At 69.3% G+C, this 24405-nt stretch carries 28 protein-coding genes; 13 read left to right on the forward strand and 15 right to left on the reverse strand.

Annotation, left to right across the window (positions count from 1 at the left end; translation table 11 throughout):
* Positions 1–438 precede the first annotated feature (438 nt).
* From rpmH to AC6EUL_RS04600, 5 genes are all read left to right on the forward strand, one after another.
* Positions 439–573 (forward strand): 50S ribosomal protein L34, encoded by a 135-nt coding sequence (rpmH, locus tag AC6EUL_RS04580; protein ID WP_055947927.1) that lies wholly within the window; start codon positions 439–441, stop codon positions 571–573.
* An 85-nt stretch (positions 574–658) separates the two neighbouring features.
* A complete protein-coding gene (gene rnpA, locus AC6EUL_RS04585; RefSeq protein ID WP_499869112.1) occupies positions 659–1243 on the forward strand; it encodes a ribonuclease P protein component in 585 nt (194 codons plus the stop codon).
* Positions 1236–3089 (forward strand): membrane protein insertase YidC, encoded by a 1854-nt coding sequence (gene yidC / locus AC6EUL_RS04590; protein WP_056352709.1) that lies wholly within the window; start codon positions 1236–1238, stop codon positions 3087–3089. Before rnpA ends, yidC begins: the two co-directional genes overlap by 8 nt.
* Positions 3090–3225: 136 nt before the next feature.
* A complete protein-coding gene (yihA, locus tag AC6EUL_RS04595) occupies positions 3226–3876 on the forward strand; it encodes a ribosome biogenesis GTP-binding protein YihA/YsxC (protein ID WP_056215233.1) in 651 nt (216 codons plus the stop codon).
* The gene (locus tag AC6EUL_RS04600; RefSeq protein ID WP_056215230.1) at positions 3873–4247 is read left to right on the forward strand and encodes a DUF423 domain-containing protein; all 375 of its coding nucleotides are present in this window, start codon (positions 3873–3875) and stop codon (positions 4245–4247) included. Before yihA ends, AC6EUL_RS04600 begins: the two co-directional genes overlap by 4 nt.
* Positions 4248–4376: 129 nt before the next feature.
* Here AC6EUL_RS04600 and AC6EUL_RS04605 read toward each other — a convergent pair whose 3' ends face one another.
* Both AC6EUL_RS04605 and AC6EUL_RS04610 read right to left on the reverse strand, forming a co-directional pair.
* Entirely contained in the window at positions 4377–5000 is a 624-nt protein-coding gene (locus AC6EUL_RS04605; protein WP_499869115.1) for a carboxymuconolactone decarboxylase family protein, read from the reverse strand.
* A gap of 35 nt (positions 5001–5035) precedes the next feature.
* A complete protein-coding gene (locus AC6EUL_RS04610) occupies positions 5036–6481 on the reverse strand; it encodes a short-chain fatty acid transporter (protein WP_056215223.1) in 1446 nt (481 codons plus the stop codon).
* 162 nt (positions 6482–6643) lie between these two features.
* Here AC6EUL_RS04610 and AC6EUL_RS04615 point away from each other — a divergent pair, with 162 nt between their 5' ends.
* Positions 6644–7027 carry a hypothetical protein gene (locus AC6EUL_RS04615; protein ID WP_056215220.1) on the forward strand — a complete coding sequence of 128 codons (384 nt, stop codon included), beginning with the start codon at positions 6644–6646 and terminating at the stop codon, positions 7025–7027.
* A 72-nt stretch (positions 7028–7099) separates the two neighbouring features.
* Here AC6EUL_RS04615 and clpB read toward each other — a convergent pair whose 3' ends face one another.
* Entirely contained in the window at positions 7100–9730 is a 2631-nt protein-coding gene (gene clpB, locus AC6EUL_RS04620; protein WP_056215216.1) for an ATP-dependent chaperone ClpB, read from the reverse strand.
* Between the two features lie 229 nt (positions 9731–9959).
* Here clpB and AC6EUL_RS04625 point away from each other — a divergent pair, with 229 nt between their 5' ends.
* On the forward strand, positions 9960–10736 hold the full coding sequence (locus tag AC6EUL_RS04625) for an MOSC domain-containing protein (RefSeq protein WP_499869118.1): 777 nt from the start codon (positions 9960–9962) through the stop codon (positions 10734–10736).
* Here AC6EUL_RS04625 and AC6EUL_RS04630 read toward each other — a convergent pair.
* Together AC6EUL_RS04630 and AC6EUL_RS04635 are read right to left on the reverse strand one after the other, a co-directional pair.
* The gene (locus AC6EUL_RS04630) at positions 10733–11008 is read right to left on the reverse strand and encodes a hypothetical protein (RefSeq protein WP_056215210.1); all 276 of its coding nucleotides are present in this window, start codon (positions 11006–11008) and stop codon (positions 10733–10735) included. The genes AC6EUL_RS04625 and AC6EUL_RS04630 overlap by 4 nt on opposite strands.
* Positions 11009–11207: 199 nt before the next feature.
* Complete coding sequence (locus tag AC6EUL_RS04635; protein ID WP_056215206.1) at positions 11208–11417, reverse strand: hypothetical protein; 210 nt, start codon at positions 11415–11417, stop codon at positions 11208–11210.
* A 262-nt stretch (positions 11418–11679) separates the two neighbouring features.
* Between AC6EUL_RS04635 and argB the strand changes: the two genes are divergently transcribed.
* Positions 11680–12576, forward strand: coding sequence for an acetylglutamate kinase (argB, locus tag AC6EUL_RS04640; RefSeq protein WP_055947887.1), 897 nt, complete (start codon positions 11680–11682; stop codon positions 12574–12576).
* A 21-nt stretch (positions 12577–12597) separates the two neighbouring features.
* On the opposite strand, the gene AC6EUL_RS04645 is transcribed toward argB, so the two are convergent.
* From AC6EUL_RS04645 to AC6EUL_RS04660, 4 genes are read right to left on the reverse strand one after another with little or no spacing between them, the layout of a single operon-like run.
* Positions 12598–14319, reverse strand: coding sequence for a SpoIIE family protein phosphatase (locus AC6EUL_RS04645; RefSeq protein ID WP_499869121.1), 1722 nt, complete (start codon positions 14317–14319; stop codon positions 12598–12600).
* Positions 14316–15176 carry a GGDEF domain-containing protein gene (locus tag AC6EUL_RS04650; protein WP_499869123.1) on the reverse strand — a complete coding sequence of 287 codons (861 nt, stop codon included), beginning with the start codon at positions 15174–15176 and terminating at the stop codon, positions 14316–14318. The genes AC6EUL_RS04645 and AC6EUL_RS04650 overlap by 4 nt, the downstream gene beginning before the upstream one ends.
* Positions 15173–15559, reverse strand: a complete 387-nt coding sequence (locus AC6EUL_RS04655) for a DUF1987 domain-containing protein (RefSeq protein WP_056215197.1) — start codon at positions 15557–15559, stop codon at positions 15173–15175. The genes AC6EUL_RS04650 and AC6EUL_RS04655 overlap by 4 nt, the downstream gene beginning before the upstream one ends.
* 14 nt (positions 15560–15573) lie before the next feature.
* A complete protein-coding gene (locus AC6EUL_RS04660) occupies positions 15574–16128 on the reverse strand; it encodes a SiaB family protein kinase (RefSeq protein WP_056381416.1) in 555 nt (184 codons plus the stop codon).
* Between the two features lie 406 nt (positions 16129–16534).
* Here AC6EUL_RS04660 and AC6EUL_RS04665 point away from each other — a divergent pair, with 406 nt between their 5' ends.
* Together AC6EUL_RS04665 and AC6EUL_RS04670 are read left to right on the forward strand one after the other, a co-directional pair.
* Positions 16535–17263 (forward strand): pyrimidine 5'-nucleotidase, encoded by a 729-nt coding sequence (locus AC6EUL_RS04665; RefSeq protein WP_056215191.1) that lies wholly within the window; start codon positions 16535–16537, stop codon positions 17261–17263.
* A complete protein-coding gene (locus AC6EUL_RS04670; protein ID WP_499869127.1) occupies positions 17260–17679 on the forward strand; it encodes a metallopeptidase family protein in 420 nt (139 codons plus the stop codon). Before AC6EUL_RS04665 ends, AC6EUL_RS04670 begins: the two co-directional genes overlap by 4 nt.
* 4 nt (positions 17680–17683) lie before the next feature.
* Here AC6EUL_RS04670 and AC6EUL_RS04675 read toward each other — a convergent pair whose 3' ends face one another.
* From AC6EUL_RS04675 to AC6EUL_RS04695, 5 genes are all read right to left on the reverse strand, one after another.
* Positions 17684–18922 (reverse strand): peptide ABC transporter permease, encoded by a 1239-nt coding sequence (locus AC6EUL_RS04675; RefSeq protein WP_499869130.1) that lies wholly within the window; start codon positions 18920–18922, stop codon positions 17684–17686.
* A gap of 110 nt (positions 18923–19032) precedes the next feature.
* The gene (locus AC6EUL_RS04680) at positions 19033–19560 is read right to left on the reverse strand and encodes a DUF2937 family protein (RefSeq protein ID WP_056491762.1); all 528 of its coding nucleotides are present in this window, start codon (positions 19558–19560) and stop codon (positions 19033–19035) included.
* A 67-nt stretch (positions 19561–19627) separates the two neighbouring features.
* Positions 19628–19915, reverse strand: a complete 288-nt coding sequence (locus AC6EUL_RS04685) for a hypothetical protein (protein ID WP_056381406.1) — start codon at positions 19913–19915, stop codon at positions 19628–19630.
* Between the two features lie 5 nt (positions 19916–19920).
* Complete coding sequence (locus AC6EUL_RS04690) at positions 19921–20922, reverse strand: WD40 repeat domain-containing protein (RefSeq protein WP_499869132.1); 1002 nt, start codon at positions 20920–20922, stop codon at positions 19921–19923.
* A gap of 13 nt (positions 20923–20935) precedes the next feature.
* On the reverse strand, positions 20936–21625 hold the full coding sequence (locus AC6EUL_RS04695) for a YoaK family protein (RefSeq protein WP_056381404.1): 690 nt from the start codon (positions 21623–21625) through the stop codon (positions 20936–20938).
* Positions 21626–21793: 168 nt separating this feature from the next.
* Between AC6EUL_RS04695 and AC6EUL_RS04700 the strand changes: the two genes are divergently transcribed.
* Genes AC6EUL_RS04700 through AC6EUL_RS04710 form a run of 3 tightly spaced genes read left to right on the forward strand, consistent with a single transcriptional unit; the run spans position 21794 to position 23768 of the window.
* The gene (locus AC6EUL_RS04700; RefSeq protein ID WP_056215166.1) at positions 21794–22222 is read left to right on the forward strand and encodes a response regulator; all 429 of its coding nucleotides are present in this window, start codon (positions 21794–21796) and stop codon (positions 22220–22222) included.
* A 51-nt stretch (positions 22223–22273) separates the two neighbouring features.
* Entirely contained in the window at positions 22274–22636 is a 363-nt protein-coding gene (locus AC6EUL_RS04705) for a hypothetical protein (protein ID WP_056215163.1), read from the forward strand.
* Between the two features lie 55 nt (positions 22637–22691).
* Positions 22692–23768: an ROK family protein gene (locus tag AC6EUL_RS04710; RefSeq protein WP_056215160.1), complete on the forward strand. Its 1077-nt coding sequence runs from the start codon at positions 22692–22694 to the stop codon at positions 23766–23768.
* 14 nt (positions 23769–23782) lie between these two features.
* On the opposite strand, the gene AC6EUL_RS04715 is transcribed toward AC6EUL_RS04710, so the two are convergent.
* Positions 23783–24394: a DUF2939 domain-containing protein gene (locus AC6EUL_RS04715; RefSeq protein WP_499869136.1), complete on the reverse strand. Its 612-nt coding sequence runs from the start codon at positions 24392–24394 to the stop codon at positions 23783–23785.
* Positions 24395–24405: the final 11 nt, after the last annotated feature.

Below are 24405 nucleotides of genomic sequence, written 5' to 3' on the forward strand. Positions count from 1 at the left end.
CCCGCTTCCGACGCGATCCCGATGCCTACCTCACCGCCCTCGAACGCCAAGCCCAACAGTTAGATTTGCCAGCCTAGAAAAAAAGGCCGCCCGTCGCGGGCGGCCTGACTAGCGAGTTTCGGGAGCAGTCCAAGCGAGCGAATCGGAAGATCCGCGCGTTGTCCGGAAGAACCGAACAGGATCACAGGATGGCGCGGATCGGTTAACGGACGGTTCACGGATGGCGTCGGGGCGCCAGATCGCGAACCCCGGATTTCGCCGTTTCGGCAGGCTCCGGAATTGACTCGCGCGGGACCTTGCCCCATAAGCCGCGCCATCGCGACGCGGCGCCCTTGAGGGGCGCTGTTCGCGCTTGCAGACACATTTCAGGGCGAGTGAATATCCGGTGCGGCCTTCGGTGCGGCCCGGATCGATCCTCGGCCATTCGGAGATCGCGCCATGAAGAGAACCTATCAGCCCAGCAAGCTCGTGCGTAAGCGTCGTCACGGCTTCCGCGCCCGCATGGCCACTGCCGGCGGCCGCAAGGTCATCGCGGCCCGTCGCGCGCACGGCCGCAAGAAGCTCTCCGCCTGAGAGATCCGCGGCGCCGTCACGGGCGGCGCGCCTCATCATGAGCCTGGCCAGGGGCCACAGGACCCGCTGCGAGATCGGATCGGGCATGTCATCGGCCCCATCCGCGATCGGGCGGCTGACGCGACGCTCCGAGTTCCTGGCCGCGGCCGGCGGACGTCGCTTCCACAACGAACGCTTGTCGGCGCAGGGCCTCGTCCGCGCCGTTGAAGCGTCCACGGACGGCGTCCCCGGCGATCCGGCGGGTGGCGGACTCCGAATCGGATTTACCATCACCAAGCGGGTCGGCCACGCCACGGAGCGCAATCGCATCCGGCGACGGTTGCGCGCGGCCGTGGCCCAGGTGGCCGGCGATCTGCCGGTGCGTCCGGCCGACGTGGTGCTGGTGGCCCGGCGCCCGGCCCTGCACGCTCCTTTCGAGACTCTCATCGACGACCTGCGCCGTGCCGTCGCCGTGGTGACGAAGCCGCAGGATCAGAAATCTGCGACGTCCGATCCGCGGCCCGCTCGGCGCGGACGCGGCAAAGGCGCGCCCGCGTCTGGCGCATCGGCGGCGGCTCCGCTATTGGCCTCGGGCGCGACGTGCTCCGCCGTGCCGGCCGGTCCCGGTCCGGCGCGCGCGAACGCGCCCTCCCCTCCTCCCAAAGCATGCGACGGACCGACCGATGGGTAACGACAAGACGAACATGATCGTCGCGATCGCCTTGTCGCTGGCGGTCCTGCTCGGCTGGAACTATTTCATCGCCGCTCCCCGCGTGGAGCAGCAGCGTCAGGCCGCCCTTCAGAACAAGGCGGCCACCCAGCCAGCCGGTCCCGACGGCGTACCGAGCGCCAGCCCGAAGGAAGGCGGCCCGGCCAATCCCGTCCCCGGAACCCTGCCGGGCGCCTCAGGTGCCGGCGGCGGTGTGGTGCCGCGCGAGACGGCGATCGCGCGCTCCCCGCGCGTCACCATCGACACCCCGGCGCTCGCCGGCTCCATCGCCCTGAAGGGCGGCCGCATCGATGACGTCTCACTCAAGAATTACCACGAGACCGTCGACGACAAGAGCCCGAACATCGTCCTGCTCTCGCCCACCGGCACCGAGAATCCCTACTACGCCGAGTTCGGCTGGGTCGGCCAGAACGCTGGTCCCCTGCCCAACGGCGACACCGTCTGGACCGCCGATGCCACCTCCCTGGCGCCGGGCAAGCCCGTGACGCTGAGCTACGACAACGGCGCGGGCCTGCTGTTCAAGCGGACCATTGCGGTGGACGACAAGTTCCTGTTCACCGTTCGCGACGAGGTCGAGAACAAGGGCGCCAACGCGGTTTCCCTCTATCCCTACAGCCTCGTCTCGCGCTGGGGTAAGCCGCACACCCAGGGTTACTACGTGCTGCACGAGGGCCTGATCGGCGTCCTCGGCGCCGACGGGCTGCAGGAATACACCTACGACCACCTCGCCAAGGAGCCGGCGCTCGGCAATGCCAGCACCAAGGGCAAGACCTGGCCGGGCGTGACCGGCGGCTTCGTCGGGATCACCGACAAGTACTGGGCCGCCGCCGCCATCCCGGATCAGGCGACCCCCTACACGGGCAGCTTCACCGAGCGGACCGACGGTGCCACCAAGGTCTATCAGGCCAACGTGCTCGGCAACGTGCAGGTGATCCAGCCCGGTGCCTCGGCCGCCGCGACCCAGCAGCTCTTCGCCGGCGCCAAGGAAGTGAACACCGTCAACGCCTACCAGGCGAACCAGAACATCAAGCAGTTCGACCTGCTGATCGACTGGGGTTGGTTCCACTTCATCACCAAGCCGATGTTTCGGGCGCTGGACTTCTTCTTCCACCTGTTCGGTAACTTCGGCGTGTCGATCCTCGTGGTGACTTTCTGCCTGAAACTGCTCTTCCTGCCGATCGCCAACAAGTCCTACCAGTCCATGGCCAAGATGAAGGCCGTGCAGCCGGAGATGACGTCGATCCGCGAGCGCTATGCTGACGACAAGATGAAGCAGCAGCAGGCGATGATGGAGCTGTATAAAAAGGAGAAGATCAATCCGGTCGCTGGCTGCTGGCCGGTGCTGATCCAGATTCCGGTCTTCTTCGCGCTGTACAAGGTCCTGTTCATCACCATCGAGATGCGGCATGCGCCGTTCTTCGGCTGGATTCAGGATCTGGCCGCGCCGGATCCGACGAACATCCTCAACCTGTTCGGCCTGCTGCCCTTCGCGGCGCCCGACTTCATCCACCTCGGCATCTGGCCCATCATCATGGGCATCACGATGTTCATCCAGATGAAGATGAACCCCGCGCCGCCGGACCCGGTCCAGGCGCAGATCTTCACCTTCATGCCGATCGTGTTCACCTTCATGCTCGGCTCGTTCCCGGCCGGCTTGGTGATCTACTGGGCCTGGAACAACACCCTGTCGGTGATCCAACAATACGTCATCATGCGCCGCAACGGGGTGAAGGTGGAGCTTTGGGACAACCTGCGGGGGATGTTCCGACGCAAGACTGCCGACAAGAACGCCGTCGCCAAGAGCTGATCGCTCCGTCCACAAGGACCGCGACGCTTGTCCCAACCCGGTCCTCTCCGTTTCACGACGGGGAGGACTTCCTGTTTCCGGCGTGTCGGCTCGCGAGAGTGATGAGCACGCCCTCTCCTCCGCCCGGAGCCGCTCGATGTCCCAAGCCGAAGACGATGCCGCCCTGCTGGAGGCCGGCCGCCTGCTGTTCGCGGGCGCGGCCGACTTCATCGCCTCGGCCCCCAACGTGCCCGCCCTTCCGCCGATGAAGGGCGTGGAGATCGCCTTCGCGGGCCGTTCCAACGTGGGCAAATCGAGCCTCGTCAACGCACTTACCGGGCGCAACACCCTGGCGCGGACCTCGCACACCCCGGGGCGCACGCAGCAGCTGAACTTCTTCGATATCGGCGGCCGCCTGACCCTGGTCGACATGCCGGGCTACGGCTACGCGGCGGTGGAGAAGACCAAGGTCGAGGCCTGGACCGACCTGATCCACGACTACCTGAAGGGCCGCTCGAACCTGGCCCGGGTGTTCATGCTGATCGACTCGCGTCACGGCCTGAAGAGCATCGACACCGACGTCCTCGACGGCCTCGACAAGGCCGCCGTGAGCTACCAGATCGTACTGACCAAGGGCGATGCCCTGAAGAAGTCCGAGATGGACGCCCGCATCGCCGGGGTGCAGGCCGCCATCGCCCGGCGGCCGGCCGCCTACCCGGAGATCCTGCTGACCTCGAGCCGCGACGACCGGGGCGTACCCGAACTTCGGGCCAGTGTCGCCCGCCTGCTGCAGGAGCGCGGCGCGTGAACGGCCTCGATCGCGTTCTCCTGGCGCTTGGCGCCCTCGCGGGTCTCCTCGGCGTCGCCGCGAGCGCCGCGGCGGCCCATCTCAGCGGGGCTGACAGCCTGAGGACCGCCGCCCAGTTCCTGCTGTTCCACGCCCCAGCGATCCTCGGGCTCGTGGCGTTGGCCGCCAACGGCACGACGCACCGGCCGGTCACCCGCCTCGCAGCCGCCGCCCTGGTGGTCGGCCTCGCACTGTTCTCGGGCGACCTTGCGCTTCGGGCGCTCCATGGCACACCGCTCTTTCCCATGGCGGCCCCGACCGGTGGCTTCGTCCTGATGGCCGGCTGGCTACTCGTGGCCGCGGCAGCCTTCGTTCCGGCCCGTCGGTCCTGAGGTATGAGCCGGCGGCTGGGCGTCGGAAGAGCATCGCGTCACCGCGCGGGCGACGCAGCGTCCTCGGCCCTGAAGCCGTGCACCCTCGTACGCCCTCGACGGCCCCGCAGAGCCGCTGAAGCCCGTCGCTTAACGGATCAGCGGCGGCAGTTGCGGCGCGGCGCCGTCCGGCAGCGCGGTCTGGGCCATATTCATGCTCATGGCGAGCAGCGTGTAATAGCCGTTGATGCCCGCCATCTCGATGGCGCCCTGCTCGCCGAGGGTTTGGACCGCCCGGGCGTAGGTGGTGTCGCTCACCGCCTTGTTGTGATGCAGCTCCGTCGAGAACGCGTAGACCAGCGTCTCCTCCGGCCCCATCGCGTCCGGCCGCCGGCCTTCCCGGATCGCGGCGACGATCGCCGGATCGAGGCCGGCCTTCAGGGCGATCGGCGCATGGATGTGCCACTCCAACTGCTGCGTCCATTCCCGGGCGGTGATCAGGATGATGAACTCGCTCAGCCGCAGGGGCAGTACGCTGCGGTAGCGCAGGTGCAGCCCCATATTGCTCGCGTTGGTCATCAGCTCGGGACTGCGCAGGAGCGGCACGAACGGACCGAAGACCGCGGTCTTGCGCGCCGCGAGAAAAGCCTCGGAGGCCGCCTTCTGCTCCGGGCTGAGGGTATCGGCCGGAATCGGCGGCAGGCGGTCTTGGGCCAAGGCAGACAGGCTCCCGAAGAGAAGGATCGACAGGACCGGCAGGACGGCGACACGCATGGGTTTACTCCTCCGGTCCGGCTTCCGGCCGCAATCTACGGCATCACCGGCGGGTGGTAGGTCAGCGTGAAGGCCAGGGCCCAGAGCAGGAACAGCACCACCGGCAGGTGGATGAGGAGCTGTAGGAAACTGAACCCGACGATGTCGCGCGCCTTCAGGCCGAGGATGCCGAGGAGTGGCAGCATCCAGAACGGGTTGATCAGGTTCGGTAGCGCCTCGGCCGCGTTATAGACCATCACCGCCCAGCCGAGATGGACCTGCAACTCGTTGGCCGCCTGCATCACGTAGGGCGCCTCGAGCAGCCATTTGCCGCCGCCCGACGGCACGAAGAAGCCGAGCACCGCCGAATAGACCCCCATCGAGATCGGGAAGCTGCCCGTGGTGTTCAGGCTGACGAAGGCGTGGGTGATCACCTCGGAGACCGAGATCCCGGCGGCGTTCTTCGGCCCGGTCAGCATCGCGCTGATGGCGGCGTAGAGCGGGAACTGGATGAGGATGCCGGCAGTCGCTGGAACGGCCTTGGCCACCGCCACGAGGAAACGCTTCGGGCGCCAATGCAGCAGCAGCCCGAGGGTGATGAACAGGAGGTTGTAGGTGTTCAGGTTCGAGATCGCGGTGATCCAGGATTGCCGCGCGAACTCCTGGTAGATCCAGGCGCCGGCGATCACCACGAGGAGGATCGTGAGGATCGGGGAGTGCTCCAGCCATTCACCGGGTTGCTCGGGCCGGCCGAGATCGGCTTCTTCGCGCGCGACGCTCACGCCGAGATCCTCGGCCGTCACCGCAGTGCTCGGGCGCGGCGCGGAGGCATAGGCGATGATCACCGACATCACGAACAGGATCGCGGCGATCAGCATCGACTGCCAGAGGAAGATGGTTTCGCTGAAGGGAATCACGCCGGTGATCGGCAGGAGCGCCTTCGGCAGGCTCGCCGGGTTCGCCTGGAGCTGGGCCGCAGAGGAGCTGAGGCCCATGGCCCAGGTGGCGCCGAGCCCGAGATAGGCGGCGGCCCCGGCGGCACGGTAATCCATGCGAAGTTCCGTGCGACGGGCGAGCGCGCGGGCGAGAAGGCCACCGAAGATCAGGCTCAGGCCCCAGCTCAGGAACGAGGACAGCATGGTCGCCGCGGCCACGAACCCGACGGCGCCGCGGCCGGTCTTCGGGATCGCGGCGAGGCGATCGATCAGCGCCTGGACCGGGGGTGCCGTCGCCACCACGTAGCCACCGATCGTCACGAAGGCCATCTGCATGGTGAAGGGGATCAGGCTCCAGAAGCCGTCGCCGAAGCTCTTGGCGATGGCGGGCGCCGGGGCACCGTTGGCCAGCGCGCCGAGGGCAACGATGACCACCGCGATGGCGACGAAGATGAAGGCATCGGGAAACCACTTCTCGGCCCAGGCGGTGAAGCGGATGCCGGCCCGCGACAGGGCGCTGTCCAGCGCGGCGGAGTCGGCGCGACGCTCCGGCGTGGGTGTCGACATCGGAAAGTCCTGGGAACGAGGGAATGGCCTTGGGAGGCGCATTGTCCGCAATTGCTGATCCGGCTCAAGACGGAATCCCGCCGGTACACAGGCTTGCCTGTGATGATCGGGTGAGACTGTCAGGGTCGCCGCTTCAGGCTTCCTTGAGGGTTCGCCTCTACGATGCGCCCTGTTCTCGCGTGGGAGATCCTGTTCGTGGCCGAAATCTCGAAGCTCCGAGACCTCGATGCGAGAATGGCCGAACGGCGTCAGGCCAGCACCAAGGTGCGGGATCTGGCCCGTCAGGAGCGGGACAGGACGGACTTCGAGAAGCCCTTCCTGTCGCCCCTTGGGTGGATGATCGCGGTCATCCTGAACTTCGCCCTGGTGCTGGTCGTGGGCCTCGGCACCGTGCTGGTCCCGCCCCTGATGGCCTGCCGCGAGCAGAGTGCGCGCGGTTTCTTCGCCGGCGACTCCTTCCAGGCCTGCGCCGGCCGGGGCATCTCGGCCAGCTTCCAGGACTTCGACCGTCGCATCCGCCGCCTCGTCCTGCGTTCGGGACAGTGAACGGCCGGCCTGACGATGCCCGCAACGGCGGCTGCCGTCGCGGGCCCCGGGATGTCGGGATGACGCCCGGCCTCAGTTGAGGGTGACGCTCTCCGGCCGGCGCTCGGTGCTGAGGCCCGATTTGCCGACCTTCAGCCCGAGGGGACCGACCTCCACCGGCACCACTTCCCCATCGTGGATCAGCCCGGACAGGAGCTGCTCCGCCAGCCGATCCTGCACTGCCTTCTGGATCACCCGCTTCAGGGGACGCGCCCCGTAGGCCGGGTCGTAGCCCTTGTCCGCGAGCCAGTCGCGGGCCTTCGGATCGACGTCGAGGGTGATCTTGCGCTCGTCGAGGAGCTTCTGCAGGCGCTTCAGCTGGATCTCGACGATCGCACCCATCTCCGACCGCTTGAGACGGTGGAACAGGATGATCTCGTCGATCCGGTTGAGGAATTCCGGCCGGAAGTGGCTGCGCACCACACCCATCACCTCCTCGCGCACGACATCGGTGTCGTCGCCCTCACTCTGGTTGACGAGGTATTCCGAACCGAGGTTCGAGGTCATGATCAGGAGCGTGTTGCGGAAGTCCACCGTCCGACCCTGTCCATCGGTCAGCCGGCCGTCGTCGAGCACCTGGAGCAGGACGTTGAACACGTCCGGATGCGCCTTCTCGACCTCATCGAACAGCACGACCTGGTAGGGCCGGCGCCGAACCGCCTCGGTGAGTGCTCCACCCTCCTCGTAGCCGACATAGCCCGGAGGCGCACCGATCAGCCGGGCCACGGAGTGCTTCTCCATGTATTCCGACATGTCGAGACGCACGAGTGCCGTGTCGTCGTCGAAGAGGAAGCCGGCCAGGGCCTTGGTCAGCTCGGTCTTGCCGACACCGGTGGGCCCGAGGAAGATGAACGAGCCGATCGGCCGGTTCGGATCCTGGAGACCGGCGCGGGCCCGGCGGACGGCGGTCGCCACCGCCTCCACCGCCTCGCGCTGCCCGACGACGCGCTCGCCCAGCACCGTCTCCATGGCCAAGAGCTTGTCGCGCTCGCCCTCAAGCATCTTGTCGACGGGAACCCCGGTCCAGCGCGAGACGACACCCGCGATGTGGGCCGGCGTCACCGCCTCCTCGACCATGCCGTCGCGGACCACGGCGCTCTCGGCCTGGGCCTCGATCTCGGCGAGCTGGCGCTCCAGCCCCGGGATCACGCCGTAGGCGAGCTCGCCCGCGCGCTGATACTGCCCCTGGCGCTGGGCCGAGGCCAATTCGTTGCGCGCCTCGTCGAGCTTGCGCTTGAGTTCGGCGGCAGCACCGAGCTTGTCCTTCTCGGCCTTCCAGCGCGAGGTGATCGCGGCGGACTGCTCCTCGAGGTCGGCCAACTCCTTCTCCAACCGCACGAGGCGGTCGCGGGAGGCGGAATCGGTCTCCTTCTTGAGGGCCTCGCCCTCGATCTTCAGGCGCACGATCTCGCGGTCGAGGTTGTCGAGCTCCTCGGGCTTCGAATCGACCTGCATGCGCAGGCGCGACCCGGCCTCGTCCATCAGGTCGATGGCCTTGTCCGGCAGGAAGCGATCGGTGATGTAGCGGTTCGACAGGGTCGCGGCCGCCACCAGCGCCGCATCCTGGATGCGCACGCCGTGGTGCTGCTCGTACTTCTCCTTGATCCCGCGCAGGATCGAGACCGTGTCCTCGACGGTGGGCTCGGACACGAAGACGGGCTGGAAGCGCCGTGCCAGGGCCGCGTCCTTCTCCACGTGCTTGCGGTACTCGTCGAGGGTGGTGGCCCCGACGCAGTGCAGCTCGCCGCGGGCCAGCGCGGGCTTCAGCAGGTTGGAGGCGTCCATCGCCCCATCCGCCTTGCCGGCCCCGACGAGGGTATGCATCTCGTCGATGAACAGGATGATCCCGCCTTCGGCCGCCGTGACCTCGGAGAGCACGCCCTTCAGCCGCTCCTCGAATTCTCCGCGGTATTTGGCACCGGCGATCAGCGATCCCATGTCGAGGGCGAGCAGGCTCTTGTCGCGCAGGGATTCCGGCACGTCGCCGTCGACGATGCGCAGGGCGAGACCCTCGACGATGGCGGTCTTGCCGACGCCGGGCTCGCCGATGAGGACGGGGTTGTTCTTGGTGCGCCGCGACAGGACCTGGATCGTGCGACGGATCTCCTCGTCACGGCCGATCACCGGGTCGAGCTTGCCCTCGCGCGCCGCTTCCGTGAGGTCGCGGGCGTATTTCTTCAGCGCATCGTAGGCGTTCTCGGCCGTGGCGTTGTCGGCGGTCCGGCCCTTGCGCAGGGCGTTGATCGCGCCGTTGAGCGAGGCCGGCGTGACGCCGGCCGCCGCCAGCGCGCGACCGGCCTCGGTGTCCTTCTCGACCGCGAGGGCGAGCAGCAGGCGCTCGACCGTGACGTAGCTGTCGCCCGCCTTCTCGGCCGCCTTCTCGGCGGTGTCGAACAGGCGCACGAGTTCGCGCGTCGCCTGCGGCTGGGACGCGTTGCCGGACACCTTCGGCTGCTTGGCGAGCCAGGCCTCGGTCTGCGCGAGGGCGACCCGCGACTGACCACCCGCCCGATCGATCAGACCGGCGCAGAGGCCCTCGGGATCGTCGAGCAGGACCTTGAGGATGTGGCCCGGCTGGAATTGCGGATGGCCCTCGCGCATCGCGAGGTTCTGCGCCGCCTGGACGAAGCCGCGGGCGCGCTCGGTATAGATCTCGAAATTCATCTGTGTCCCACCTCCCCGTGTCGGCACGACCCGCCGCCCGCTCCTCGCGGCACGGCCGATCGCCGAGACGTCGCCCCCACGGCCGATGCCGCTGGAGACCCCGGCGCCACCTGGCCGCCGGTCTTCGAGATGTAGTGTTGCAAATCGGCACCACAAGGGTGTGGAGCGCGATGGCAGGCGGCCGGCCGCGGGCTTGCGCCCGGACGCCTTTCAGGGCCACGCTCGGCGCATGACGGACACGCCCAGCCTGCGCCTCGACGCCCTCCATCGCTACCCCGTCAAGGGGCTCTCGCCCGAGCCGATGGACCATGCGACCTTGACGGCGAGTGACTACTTTCCGGGCGACCGCCTGTTCGCGGTGGAGAACGGCCCATCGGGCTTCGACCCGGCTGCCCCGGTGCACCAGCCCAAGATCAAGTTCCTGATGCTGATGCGCGACGAGGCGCTGGCGCAGCTCGACACGCTCTACGATCCCGAGGACGGGACGCTGACGATCCGCCAGGGTGGCGCGATCGCGGCCCGTGGCGACCTCGCCCAGCCGGAGGGACGGGCCGCCATCGAAGACTTCCTCACCCGCACCATGCCCGGATCCCTGCGAGGCCCAGCCCGCATGTTGTCGGCACCGGCCGGTTATCGCTTCACGGATTCCCCGCGCGGGTTCGTCTCGCTTCTCAACCTCGCCAGCGTCGCGGCACTCGAGACCATGACCGGCGCGGCGGTGGACCCCCTTCGCTTCCGGGCGAACCTCCACGTCACGGGCCTCACCCCCTGGGCCGAGCTCGATCTCGTCGACCGCACGCTGACGACGGAGGGCGGCGTGCGCCTGCGCATCCACAAGCGCACTCAGCGCTGCGCGGCGACCAATGTCGACCCGGTCACGGGCCAGCGCGATCTCGCAATCCCTCGCACGCTCGCGCAGCATCTCGGCCACACGGATTGCGGTGTCTACGCGGAGGTGCTGGAGGGCGGCGTGCTGACGGTGGGCGAGGCTCTCACCCTGGGCTAGATGGCGTCGCGGTGCACGAGGACGATGGCGGCGGCGTACCCGGCCCGGCGCAGATGGCGCAGGTCCGCGTGACGGCGCTCGCAGGTGACCTTGAGGTAGCGGCTCTCGCCTGCGGTCAGGCCCGTGGCGGCCGCGGCGGTCTGCCCGTGCATCAGGCACTCCATGGGGGTGCGGGCAGGGGCGACCATGACGTCGAGGGCGGTGTCGCGGGAGCAATCCTTGGCGAGGAGCGTCGCGGCACAGACGAGGGCGACGGAGAGCAGTTCAGACATGACGGACCCCTTGTTCGAGATGGCGAATAAGGTCCGCGGTGTGGCTCCGGCGTGTGAGCGGCCGCGTGATCGTTGCCTTGGTGTTCCCCGTATCGTTGTTGTCGTTGGAGAGGGCGAAGCACGGCGTGTGCCAGCGTCGTGTCCCAGGAGGCGCGGATCACCGTCCTACGAGGATGGGGCCGCCGTTGGCGCGACCTCGTCAGCGGCGGATCTGTAACCAATGCGGCTCGGGCTCGGATCGCGGCAGGACCGCCGCGACGGCGTCGAGATCGACGGTGAATTGTTCGGTCAGGAGGCGCCAGACCTCGGATGGGGAGGCCGCCTGCGGGTTGAGCTGGTCGACCGCGCTGGCGATGTGGTGCGGGCTCAACAGGGTGGGACGCGGATGGTACGGATCGGCATTCAGCATGGTGCAGGATCCCCGGCGACTTTCCGATCATGGTTCGTCAACCTTAAGGAACCCTTACCGGTGAGCGGTTGCAACCCCGTTCTCGATGCCTCCGCGAAATGGTTCCACGTGCTCCGGCAGCGCCGTCACGCGATGGGGGCCGACAATACCCGGCATCGCCGCGTGAAATTCATTTCCCCGCTGCTTCGCACCGTCGCGATGCTGCGCTAGAAGCCCGGCGTCGCGCGCGGTGCCCGACGCGCCATCGAGGACGAGCCCCACGATGAAAGAACCGCTGCCCAACGTCCATGTGCGCGCCGAGGTCCTGGTCCAGGCCCTGCCGCACATGCAGCGCTACGACCAGGAGATCGTGGTCATCAAGTATGGCGGCCACGCCATGGGAGACCGGGCGGCGGCGGAGGATTTCGCCGAGGACATCGTGCTCCTGGAGCAGTCCGGCCTGAAGCCGATCGTGGTCCATGGCGGCGGCCCGCAGATCGGGCGGATGCTCGGCCGGCTCGGCATCGAATCGGAATTCCGCGGCGGGCTGCGCGTCACCGACGAGGCCACCGTCGAGGTGGTCGAGATGGTCCTGGCCGGCTCGATCAACAAGCAGATCGTCGGCTGGATCTCGGCCGAGGGCGGTCGCGCCATCGGCCTCTGCGGCAAGGACGGCAACATGGTGCGGGCCCGCAAGGCCACCCGGACCATCATCGATCCCGAGAGCCAGACCGAGCAGGAGGTCGATCTCGGCCTCGTGGGCGAGCCCGAGCACGTCGAGCGCGGCGTTCTCGACGCGGTGCTGAAGGCCGAGCTGATCCCGGTCCTGGCTCCCGTGGCCTTCGGGGCGGACGGCCAGACCTACAACGTCAATGCCGACACCTTCGCGGGCGCGATCGCGGGGGCGCTGCGGGCCAAGCGCCTGCTGCTGCTCACCGATGTTCCTGGGGTGCTCGACAAGGACAAGAAGCTCATCCCCGAGCTGTCGATCGACGATTGCCGCCGGCTCATCGCCGACGGCACCATCACGGGCGGCATGATCCCGAAGGTGGAGACCTGCATCTACGCCCTGGAGCAGGGCGTCGAGGCGGTGGTCATCCTCGACGGCAAGGTCAGCCACGCGGTGCTGCTGGAGCTGTTCACCGATTACGGTGCCGGCACCCTGATCCGTCGGGGCTGAACTCCCTCCCCTGCCTCGCGCTCAGGTCGCGCGGGGCAGCGTCCGCGGCCGGAAGGCCACCAGGGTCATGTCGTCCCGACGCGTCTCCTCGCCGCGATAGGCGGTGAGCGCCGCATCGAGGATCGTCACCTGCTCCGCCAGGGGCGCCGCCTGATGATTGCCGAGGATCTCGGTCACGCCGCGATGGCCGAGGAGGCGTCGGGCCGGGCCGGTGCCGCCCATCTGGTCGGTGATGCCGTCCGTCATCAGGTAGAAGGTCGTGCCGGGGGCAACGCGCAGGCGCGTCTCCTCGACGGCGAAGCGCTCGCCCGGCCGCTGCGGATAGCCGAGGCCGCGCTTGGCGCCGCGGATGCGGGTCACCGCCGCGCCTTCGAGGGTGGTCAGGGCCGAGCCGGCGCCGGCGAAGCGGATCTCGGCCGCGGCCGGGTCCCAGACGCAGAGGCCGCAATCGAGGCCGTCGTCGGATTCCGATCCCCGTCCGTCCTGGCGCAGCTGGGTCCGCACCATGCCGTCGAGGGCCTCCAGGATGGCGGCCGGATCGCGCAGGCCGCGCTCGTGAATCAGACGGTCGAGGGCGGTGGCGACGATGAGGGTCAGGAAGGCGCCCGGAACGCCGTGCCCGGTGCAGTCGGCCACCAGCAGGATGCCGAGGCCGTCGATCTCCTCGAGCCAGAAGTAATCGCCCCCGACCAGGTGCAGCGGCTCCCAGAGCACCGCCACCTCGAGGCCCGTGCCGTCGAGGGCCGACCGGTCGGGCAGCACCGAACTCTGGATGCGGCGGGCGTAGCCGATGCTCTCCATCACCAGGTGGTTGGCCTGGGCCAGCTTGTGGTGCGCCTGCTCCAGCTGCTGCAGGAGCTGCTTGGCCTCGTCGCCGGCGCGGAGTCCGTCGACCATGCGGTTGAAGGCTTGGGAGATGACGTCGATCTCGTTGCTGGCGCGGAAGGCGCCATCGAGCTCCACCGGCACCCAGCGCTTGTGCTCGACCTCTCGCATGGCCAGCAGCAGGCGCTTCAGGGGGGCCAGCACGTGCCGCCGCACGTTGGCGTGCAGGGTCAGCACGAAGGCGAGCATCAGGATCAGGCTGGTGACGACGGCGAGGATCGCCTGCTTCTCGGCGTTGCCGCGCAGGGCCTCGGCCGAGATCGACAGGGTCAGGTGCCCCACCGGGGGGGCGACTGGGCCGGCGAAGAGATCCGCCTGCGTGGTGATCTGCTCGAAGGACCGCCCGCGCTTCGGCTCGCCCAGCGTCATCACCACGGTGCCGGCGGCGTCGCGCAGGGTCGCCGCGCGGAAGGCCGGGTCGAGGGTCAGGGCCTCCATCGGGCGGCGATAGACCTCCGGGCTGCCGCTCCAGCCGGGGCCGGCGATGGCCTTGGCAGTCAGGGACGCCATCAGGCCTGCGCGCTCGGTGTAGAGGTGGAGCTGGTCGCGATAATTGACCCAGGCGATGCCGATCTGCGTCACCAGGACGACCACCGCGATCACGGGATAGATCCGCAGGAAGAGGGTGTGGGCGAGGCTGTCGAGGTCACGCCCCTGGGCCGCGCCGCGCAGGGCGCCCGGACGCATCGCGCCCGGCTCGCCGGTCGGGACATCGACGAAGCCAGCCGCGCTGAGGAAATCGCTGCTGCGCCGCGGGCCGGCGCCGCGCAGGGACCCGCCGCGTCCCTCGCCGGAGGCAGGCCGGCTGCCGGCGGACGCGCCGGGGGCGGCGCCGAGGGCCGGGGTCTCTGCGGTCATGGCCGAATCGCGGCGCCGGAGACGTCCGGCGCGCCGGGCCTCAGCGCGATACGATTGCGACCGCAATCCTTGGCCGCGTAGAGGGCCGCGTCGGCCCGCTGCATGGCGCTCTCCAGGGTTTCGCCCGGCTCGGACTGGGCGACGCCGATGCTCACGGTGATCCGCATGGCGGCATCCATCATGGGCACCGGCGTGGCGGCAACGGCCTCGCGCAGGCGTTCCGCGAAGGCCGCGGCGCCCTCCAGGCCGGTATCGGACAGGACGATGGCGAACTCTTCGCCGCCCGTGCGGCCGACGAAGTCGAGGGTGCGCAGGTGCGCTCGGCAGATCGCGACGAAGGAGACCAGCGCGGCGTCGCCGGCCGCGTGGCCGAAGCTGTCGTTGAGGAGCTTGAACCGGTCGAGATCGAGGATGAGGATGGAGACCGGGGCGCCGCTGCGGGCGTGGCGCAGCCATTCGCGCGCCGCGACCTCCATGAAGCGGCGACGCGCCAGGGCACCCGTCAGGTCGTCGGTATCGGCCAGACGGCGCAGCTCGGCCTCGAGCCGGGTGCGGTGCTCGATCTCACCGGACAGGGCGGCATTCAGGGCCTGGAGATCCCGGCGCTGATCGGCGAGGCGCTGGTTCGCCTTCTGCAGGTCGAGCTGCATCCGGTCGCTCATCCGGACCAGCCTTTGCTGCTCGCGAAAGCCCCGGCGATAGGCGTCGGCCAGCGCCTGGACGCCGCCGGCGACGTCCGAGAGCCCCGACAGCATCGCCTCGGTGCGGGTCAGCACCGCTTCCTCGGCGTCGTAGAGGCTGAAGGAATCAGCTGGTTCGGAGGCCGCGCCTCCGACGGCCCTGATCGCGCGGGTCATGCGGCCTCCCTCACCATCTCGAACCGCGCGTAGGAGAAGTCGGCGGCGAAGTCCTCGCCCGCCTCCTCGATGGTCTCGTCACCATCGGCGAACCGCCAGCGCACCGTGACCGCGCGCCCTTCCTCGGCGGCGTCCTCGAGGGGCATGAACAGGTTCATCAGCGCTTTGGCGCTCGACGAGTTGAAGTAGGCCAGCCCGACCTCGAACACGATCGGGGTCGCGGAGGTGTCCGCCAGGTAGGCGCGCAGGGCCTGGAGCAGGGGGCCGAAGAAGGCGGCCGCATCCTCGGGGTAGGATTCGCCGTGCAGGGACAGGTGCCCGGTCGCGAAGTCGAAATCGACCCGCGGCGAGCGGTCCGTGGCGGCAAGCTGGATTCGGTCCATCGGTGGTCGGCCCGTCAGATATAGGCTTTGAGGCAGAAGAAGCTGCGCCCGGAGCCGAGCGCCTGGAAGTCGTACTCGACCGGGGCGCTGGAACGCCGTGCGATCTCGATCAGGCCGATGCTGCCGCCGAGGCTTCCCTCGTCCGGTGGCTGGCGGAGCTTCTCGCGGTAATACGCCTTCAATTCGTCGCTGTTCAGGCTCGCGATGTGGTCGAGGCGGGCGCGCAGGGGCGGGACGTCGGGATCGGGCAACTCGTTTCCGCAGACGACGTAGAAGCGTCCCGCCTCCATGCCGACGACGATCACTCCGTTGCTGATCAGGCTCGCCTGCGGACCGGACGGCTTCACGACCTTGTCGGCGGAGTAGCGGATGACGTTCTGGGCCTGCTCGACGAAGATCGCGAAGACCCGCTTGGCCACCGACGCATCGGTCTCGCCCTGGCTCATGCGCAACTTGAGCACTTCGCCGAGAGAGAACAGGACATTCTCCGAGATGTCGCCGCCGAAGGAGAGGATCACGCCCTGGCGCCGGGACGCATCGAAGAAGTTCATGAAATCGCGTGCGAGCAATGCAATTTCTCCCGCCTCACGGGGCCGGCAGCAGACTTGGACGTCGCGCAATACCGCTCTGATCGAATAGCTCGTCGTTCGTATATGTGGAGTTAATCTGGCCTTTTCGTCACGTCTCTCCGCCAGCAAGCAGAATAGCGCCAGGACAATGACTAAGCTGCCTATTTCGAATCCACACAGGACTGATTCTGCCTAACCACTGATCACTTCATCTCGGGTGCGCGTGGAGAGGCGGCCGTCAACGAACCGAGCGGACGAGGTGGACCCAGGGTACGGCCGCGGGAATGCTTGCGGGATGCCGACGGCCATGCTCTGAAAAGCACGCGCCCCGCTTCCCTTCGCGGTGTCCGGTCCCCATCTCGAACGGCCGGGCTTCGCGGCCCACCCAGAACCACATCGACCGACCTTGTTTCTACCCGGCGAACCCCACTTCACCACCGCCCAATCCCGCGGCTTTCGTCAGGTCGACACCTGGGTGTTCGATCTCGACAATACGCTCTATCCGAGCGACGCCCGCGTCTGGCCGCAGGTGGACGAGCGCATCACCCTCTACGTCATGCGCCTCTACGGACTCGACGGTCTCTCGGCTCGGGCGCTACAGAAGTATTTCTACCATCGCTACGGGACGACCCTGAAGGCGCTGATGGTGGAGTCGGCCATCGATCCGCACGACTTCCTCGACTTCGCCCACGATATCGACCATTCGTCGATCCGCCTCGACCCGGCGCTGGGCGCTGCCATCGAGCGCCTGCCCGGCCGCAAGCTCATCCTCACCAACGGATCGCGCCGACACGCCGAGAACGTGGCGGCCAAGCTCGGCATCCTCGACCACTTCGAGGACGTGTTCGACATCGCCGATGCCGATTTCATTCCGAAGCCCGAGCGCTCCACCTACGAGCGGTTCCTGAAGCGCCACGGCGTGGAGCCGCGCCGGGCGGCCCTGTTCGAGGACATTGCCCGCAACCTGATCGTGCCGCACGACATCGGCATGTCCACGGTGCTGGTGGTGCCTCCAACGATCGACCCCTTCCGGGAAGCCTTCGAGCAGGAAGCCGTGCGCGAACCGCATATCGACCACATCACCAGCGATCTCGCCGGCTTCCTGGCGGAGCGCGTGTTGCCGGAACTCCCGTGAGCGGCGGCGAACCGGACTGGACGTCGGCTCGGGCACCGGACCTCGGTGCGATCGAGGATCTGGCGGATGCGGCCTTCGCCAATCTGCCCCTGGCATTCCGGAATCTCTGCGCCGGCCTCGTAATTCACGTGGAGGACTTCCCCGACGAGGAGACCCTGCGGGAGATGGATTGCGAGAGCCCCTTCGATCTCCTCGGCCTGTTCCGTGGGATCGGTCTCGCCCAAAGCGGCGAGGCGGCGACCGGACAGATGCCGAATCAGGTCTGGCTCTACCGTCGCCCCCTGCTCGACGACTGGGCCGAGCATGATGAGACCCTCGGCCACCTCGTCACGCACGTCCTCGTCCACGAGATCGGGCACCATTTCGGCCTCTCCGACGCCGATATGGAGGCAATCGAGGCGGCTGCGGACGCCTGAGGCGTCAGGCTTTCTGGGCGGACGGCAACAGGCTGGCCTTGGGCCGGCGGGTGCGGAACTGCCCGCGCTCCACCGCGACGAAAACCAGGACCGCGAGCGCCAGGGTGGTAAGCCACCACATCACCGTCATCCCGACGCCGATGCAGGCGATGAGGAAGGCCGAGGCGAAGGCCGCCATGGCGCCGGGCACCAGCACCGATGCCTCGCGACCCGCGCGGCGGATCGCGGCGTGCAAGGCGAAGGCCGCCGCGAAGGCCCCGACGAGGCCGAGTTCGTACCAGAGCTCGAACAGCAGGGTCCGCGGCGCGTTCATCGGCAACAAGTTGACGTAACGACCTCGCAGGGCCGTCTCGAGGCCGTGCCCGGTGACGAGCCGCAGCGGCTCACTGGTCGCGATGGTCTGCCAGGCCTTGAGGCTCAGGACGCCGGTTGCACGCCCGCCGAACACCGTCGCACCGATCGGCCGGGCAATGAAGGGCAGGATAGGTCCCAACACCAGCAGGGTGGCCGCCGTGACGCCGAGGAGGCGCGGCGCGAGCATGGGCCGGAAGGCCGCGAGCGCGAAGGCGACCGCACCCAGCGCCAAGGCGACCAGGGTTGTCGGGCCGGGCGAGACCAGAAGTGCGACCGAGACGAGCAGGGCGAGCCCGAGGGCCTCGCTGTTGCGCCCGCGCGAGCGGAGCCACGAGACGGCCGGCCAGACGAACAGGATGAGCAGGATCAGGCCCCGGTCGAGGATCGCGTCCTCGTCGGGTCCGAGGAGCCCCTGTCCGAACGGCCCCTGCCCCGTGAGCCCAAGCCCGATGGCGAAGATGGCCGCCGCCGCCACGCCCACCGGCAGGAGATAGAGGTTTGCCGAGCGCATGCGGTCCGGCAGAGCGAGGTAGGCCGCCATCGTCATCAGAAGCGTGGCGATGACGTTGAGAAGCCGTTCGGTGGCGAGGCTCAGAAACGGCGTCCAGACCAGCGACAGGGCCGACCAGAGGATCACCAGGCAGCCGGCCAGGAAGGCGGGCGAGCGCAGCAGGCGCGTGGAGGCCGGGCGGACCGGTCGCGCGCGGCCGTCGATGGCGCTCGCCAGGAGCAGGAGTGCGATGGAGATCGGCGCGAGGATGACCACCGCGCGGCGGGCGACCTGCGCCGCCACCGGCATGATCACGAACAGGCCGATGAAGCCGATGCGACGCAACAGGGCGGCGGCATCGATGGCTGGGTCGACCGAAGTGGAAGGAACGCGCGCCATGGTTCGAAGGAGGCCGTGAAACGGCGCCAGGATGAGGCCCGCGCGCTAACCGTCAGACCCTAGTGCAGCCGCGGGAGCCGCGCTGTAGACGGCGGGCAACAGTCGCGTCCTCACGCCGGTCGGGTCATGGACTGCCGGCCACGACCCGCCAGGAGCCACCGACCGAGATCGGCGAGGATGCGCCAGCCGGCCCAGGTGGCCAGGAAGCCGAGCAGGCCGGCGGTCAGGCCGTCGACGGTGGTGGGGATCGCCGGAGTGTAGTCCTGGTAGGTGGCCCGCGCGAGGGCGAGGTCGGGATCGCGCATCAGGGCCACGACGCGGCCGAGGGGGCCACCGGCCTCCGCGAGCTCCCGGCGCTGCCGTTCAAGGGCAGCGAGGCGCACGATATCCTGGCGCGCCGCCTCGCCGCGCCGGGCGACGAGAGGGTCGCCGTCGCCGCGCAGGCGTGCCACCGCATCGTCGCGACTGCGGCCGGTGGCAACGGCATCAGCCTCGAAACCGGAGACCACGCGGCGCAGTTCGTCCAGGGTGCCACCGAGCCGCTGGGCATATTGCTGGGCGAATTCCGGCGCCTGCGCCGCCAGCGCGCCGCCGAGAAGTCCGAGGGCAAGCCCCAGGGTGCGTAGGACGCGAAACACCGGCCTCTCCGCGCGGGTGGCAATGGGGGACAAGGGCCCGACGGCGCGGCGGGTTCCGGCGCCCCGCTCAGCCCCGCGACGCCGTCCCCTCCCCGGCGAACGCCGCGGCGATGTCCGCTTCGGTCACGTCGGGCAGGGGGCGGCCTACCTTCAGGGCGCGGGTCGGGAGCCCGGGGGCGAGGATCAGGATGACGGTCTCGATACCCGGGCAGGCCGGGTCGGCACAGACGATCTCGCTCGCCTTGACGGTGATGGCCTCTTCGAGACCGCCGCAGCGGCGGACCCAATCGACGATCGCCGCGCGGGCCTCCTGATCCGCCGGCGGGCGGCGGTTGCCGAAGCCGAACAGAGCCATCGGGGTCAGGCCGGGAGAGTCAGGAGGCCGGCCTGCCCGTCGGCGCAGCCGAAGGCGAGGCGGCCGCCGCGCCCATCCCAGGCCAGGGCCGAGATGGCGCTGCCCTTCACCGCGGGCCGGACCAGCAGTTCCGAGGCGTCGGCGAAGCGCACGAGCAGGATGCAGCCGTCCTCGTAGCCGACGGCCAGGACCAGGGCCTTGGGGTGGAACGCCACCCGCGAGACCCGGGCGGGCCGCACGCCGCACTCGCGGGGTGCCTTGCCGGTGGGGCCTTCCTTGGAGTCAAAGGGCCAGACGATGGCGGCCTCGGCGCCGCTGGTCGCGAGCCAGTGTCCGTCGCCCGACCAGGAGACCGAGCGCACCTTCGCAGGGTATCCCGACATCCGCATGTGGCCCCGGTCGGGTTGCAGACGCCAGCCGTGCAGGGAGTTCTCCTGCATCGTCGTCACGACGAACCGGCCATCCGGCGACCAGGTCACGTCGATATGCGAGCCCTTCCACTCGATGAAGTCGGGCGCGGTGTCGAGGTTGGGGTACCAGAGGGTGGCGCCGTTGTAGTGCGCCACCGCGAGACGGTAGCCCTTGGGCGCGAAGGCGAGGCCGCGGGCGGTGGAGGGCGCCGCGAAGGTCTTTTCCCGCCCCTTCGCGTCGCGGGCGACGACATTGCGCCCGGCCGCATAGGCGAGGCCGCCCTCGGGATGCAAGGCAAGGGCGTCGATCCAGGCACCGTTCTTTGCGCGGGCGACCTCGACGACGTCGCCCGCGTCGGAGGTCGCCACCACCCGGCCATCGTCGCCGCCGGTGACGAGGCGGCGGCCGTCGCCGGCCGCCACCAAGATGCCGGCCTCCGGATGCGCCTCGACCCGGCGGAGTTCGGCGCCGGAGGCCAGGAGCACGCCGCCGTCCCCGAGGGCGAGGGCCAGGGTGTCCTTCAGCCAGACCGTGGCGGTGACGTGGGCACCGGCCGCCAGCGGCGTCACGTGATCGAGGAGGGAGGGGACACTCATCGCAACGGGTCTCTCAACCAGGGGCTCGCGGGCTCACTTGGCGACGGCGGCCTTCGCCGGCGCCGCGCGCCGTCAGGACCGTCGCGACGAGCGCGAGGAGGCCGGCGATGCCGGCGGGAATGGCGAGGGCATACAACGCCAGCCTTCCGTAGGCGACCGTTCCGGCCACGGATCCGACGAGGAGCGCGAGCCAGACGACGCCGTCGCCGATCCAGGCGGTGCGCGCACCGCGCCGGGCGAGCGCCAGGGCGAGCTTCTGGCCGAACCCGAACAGGGCGCCGGTCACGAAGGTGGTCCCGGCCCGGAAGCCCTGGACATGGGACAGCACAGCGTTCTGCGCGCCCATCGCCAAGGCCAGCATCAGCGAGGCGATGCCGGAATCCGGCGCGGCCGTGGCGGCCTCGAAGGCGGCGCCGACGATCGCGGTCTCGAAGCCGAGGATGACCGGGGTGACCCAGCGCGCGGGCGTCAGGGCCGAGAGGCCGCCGCCGCAGATGCCGCCCGTGAGGAAGGCCGCAATCAGCAGGGCCGGCAGAAGAGCGTGGTGCGGGTCGCCGTGCCCGAGGGAGACCGCGAACTGGGTCGTGTTCCCGCTCATGAACGAGGTGTAGAGGCCGCCGAGCCTGATGAACCCGAGGGCGTCCACGTAGCCGGCCAGGGCCGTGAGGACGAGGCCGAAGCCGAGATGCCAGGGACGGGTCATGGACGCAACGCGCACCCGCTCACCGGCACCGCCGCAGGGTTAAAGCTTCGCTTACCAAGTCCGCGCAATTGGAGTGATCGGCGGCGAACGATGCGCCTCGGCGACCCGTTTGTCTTGCGATCCGGCTCGGCCCCCAGGGGCTCACGCCGGATGAGTAGGAGTTGCGTCATGATTTCCTTCGCCTGCGCCTTTCCCGCCCATCCCGCCTTCAACCCGCGCGCCGCCGCCGAGACCGTCCTGGTGGTCGAGGATGAAGCCATGGTCTGCGAGCTCGCCGCCGAGGCGCTGCTCGACGAGGGCTACCGCGTCCTCACCGCCGCCGATGCCGACGCGGCGGAGGACATCCTGGCGCGGGAGCGCGTCGACCTGCTCTTCACCGATATCGATCTGGCCCGCAACACGAACGGGATCGCCCTGGCGCATCGCGCGCGCCGCTACTTGCCGAACCTGCCGGTGGTCTACACCTCCGGTGGACGCGGCCACCTCTCGCAGGCCGAGGCCGTCACCCAATCCGTCTTCGTTCCGAAGCCCTACCGCCTGAGCCATCTCGTAGCCCTCGCCAACGAGATCCTGCGTCCCCACCCCCACCACGGTTGAGACCGGACCGCGCGCGGCGCGGGTTCGGCCGCCGGAGCCCGGAGCCTTCCCATGCGCAATCTGTTCCTCCCTCTCCTCGTCCTCCTGGCCGGCACGGCGACGGCCTCGGCCGCCTGCGACGTGAAGGGCGCCAAGCTTGAGGAGGCCATCGCGGCCAAGGCCGAGCTGCGCGAGACGGCCAACAAGCAGACTGTGCGCGACCTGCGCACCCTGCGCGACGCGGCCATCGTGCTGGAGACCTACAAGTACGCCGCCGAGTGCGAGCGCCTGGTCGAGATCGTGCGGGCCCTCGCCGCGAACCCCGAGAAGACCATCGAGCGCGGCGGCGATACCGACGAGGACAAGGCCGAGGACCTGATGGAGGCCCGCGAGCCGAAAGCGCCGGCCCCGGCCGAAACCGCCAAGCCCAAATGAACGCGCCGTGCGTTGAGCTGCGCAGAACGACACGACGAGGGGCAAGCGGAGCGGCATGGCGAAGGACACTCAGATCCGCGAGGCGGGCATCGCGCACGCGGCGCAACGGCTGCCGTCGGTGGTGGTCGACGATTACAACATCGAGCTGAAGGACGGCGACGGCTTCATCGGCGACCGGGTTTCGAAGTCTGCGTTCCGCGAGATGCTGGAAGCGTGCCGGGAGCGCCTGCGCGCCGTGGGCGCCGATCCGCTGGGCGACAAGGCGAGCTGCGATTTCTCCAAGCGCCGCATCGACCAGATCCTCCTCGGCGAGGATCCCCTCGCCGCGGGCGTGGTGTTCAGCGCCATCGAGGACTTCGCGCAGGAACTCGCCCGCGTGGCCCGCCTCTTCCTCGGCCAGGACGGCTGGGAGGGAACGCAGGCGATCGTGGTTGGCGGCGGCTTCAGCGACAGCCGGGCCGGCCGCCTCGCGGTCGCGCGGGCGGGCTACCTTCTGCGCGCCGGGGGCCTCGGCATCACCCTCGAACCGATCCGGCACCATCCCGACGAGGGCGGCCTGATCGGCGCGGTGCACCTGGCGCCGTCCTGGATGTTCTCCGGATACGACAGCCTGCTGGCCGTCGACATCGGCGGCAGCAACATCCGCGCGGGCGTCGTGGTCACGAATCTGAGGAAGGCCGCGGACCTCTCGCGCAGCGAGGTCTGGCGCTCTGAGATCTGGCGCCATTGCGACGAGGACCCGATGCCGAGCCGCGACGAAGCGGTGGAGCGCCTCGTGGGCATGCTCGGCGACCTGATCCGCCGGGCGGACCGCGCCAGCCTGACGCTGGCTCCGTTCGTCGGCATCGGCTGTCCCGGCATGATCGAAGCCGACGGCACGATCGATCGCGGGGGCCAGAACCTGCCCGGCAACTGGGAGGGCCGTGACTTCAATCTCGCCGAGCGGGTGACGGCCGCGATCCCCCGGATCGGCGAGCATCCGACCATGGTTGTCATGCACAACGATGCCGTGGTGCAGGGCCTCAGCGAAGTTCCGCACCGGACGGACGTGACCCGATGGGGGGTACTCACCATCGGCACCGGCCTGGGCAACGCTCGGTTCACCAACCGCGGCACGGAGGACGAGATCTAGCCGCCGGGGCGGCCTCAGCGCGCCTTCGCGCCGGTGCGCGCGAAGGCCTGGGCGATGCGCTCGCGCAGCTCGTCGTTCAGCTCGATGTCGACGATGCGCCAGGTCCAGGCGCGCAGGCGCAGGCGGATCCGCAGGCGGCGGTCCCGGCCCGCCTCCGGCGGCACGCCGACGACCACGGTGCGGAAGCCCCGCATCTCGGAAGCGAGATAGAACGGGATCAGCCGGCGCAGGGCCTCGATCCGCAGGCCCCCGCCCCCCGATTTCTGCTCCGGCCCGTCGCGGCCGAATTCCACCGATTGCGGCCACCCGTCATCGAGGAGGTCGACGACCGTCCTGGGCGTGACCAGGGCCTCGGCGATCGGGATCGCCAGGGCCGCAGCGGCCTCTGCGATGCGCTGGCGCTCCCGGGGCTCCGCATCCGGCGCGGCGGGATCCCGCGCCTGGGCCGCCGCGGCGGCCTGTCGGATCACCGAGAGGCGCAGGGATCGGAAATTGACGTGCTGGGTGATGTAGTCGGTGTCGTGCGCCTGGACCGCGCGGGCGATGTCGTAGAGCGCCCAGAGCGGCGTCAGCGTGTACGCGAACCAGCCGAGCACCAAGAGGATCGGGATCGACCACCACCGCATCGGGCGTCAGG

Source organism: Methylobacterium sp. 001424705, assembly GCF_059816145.1.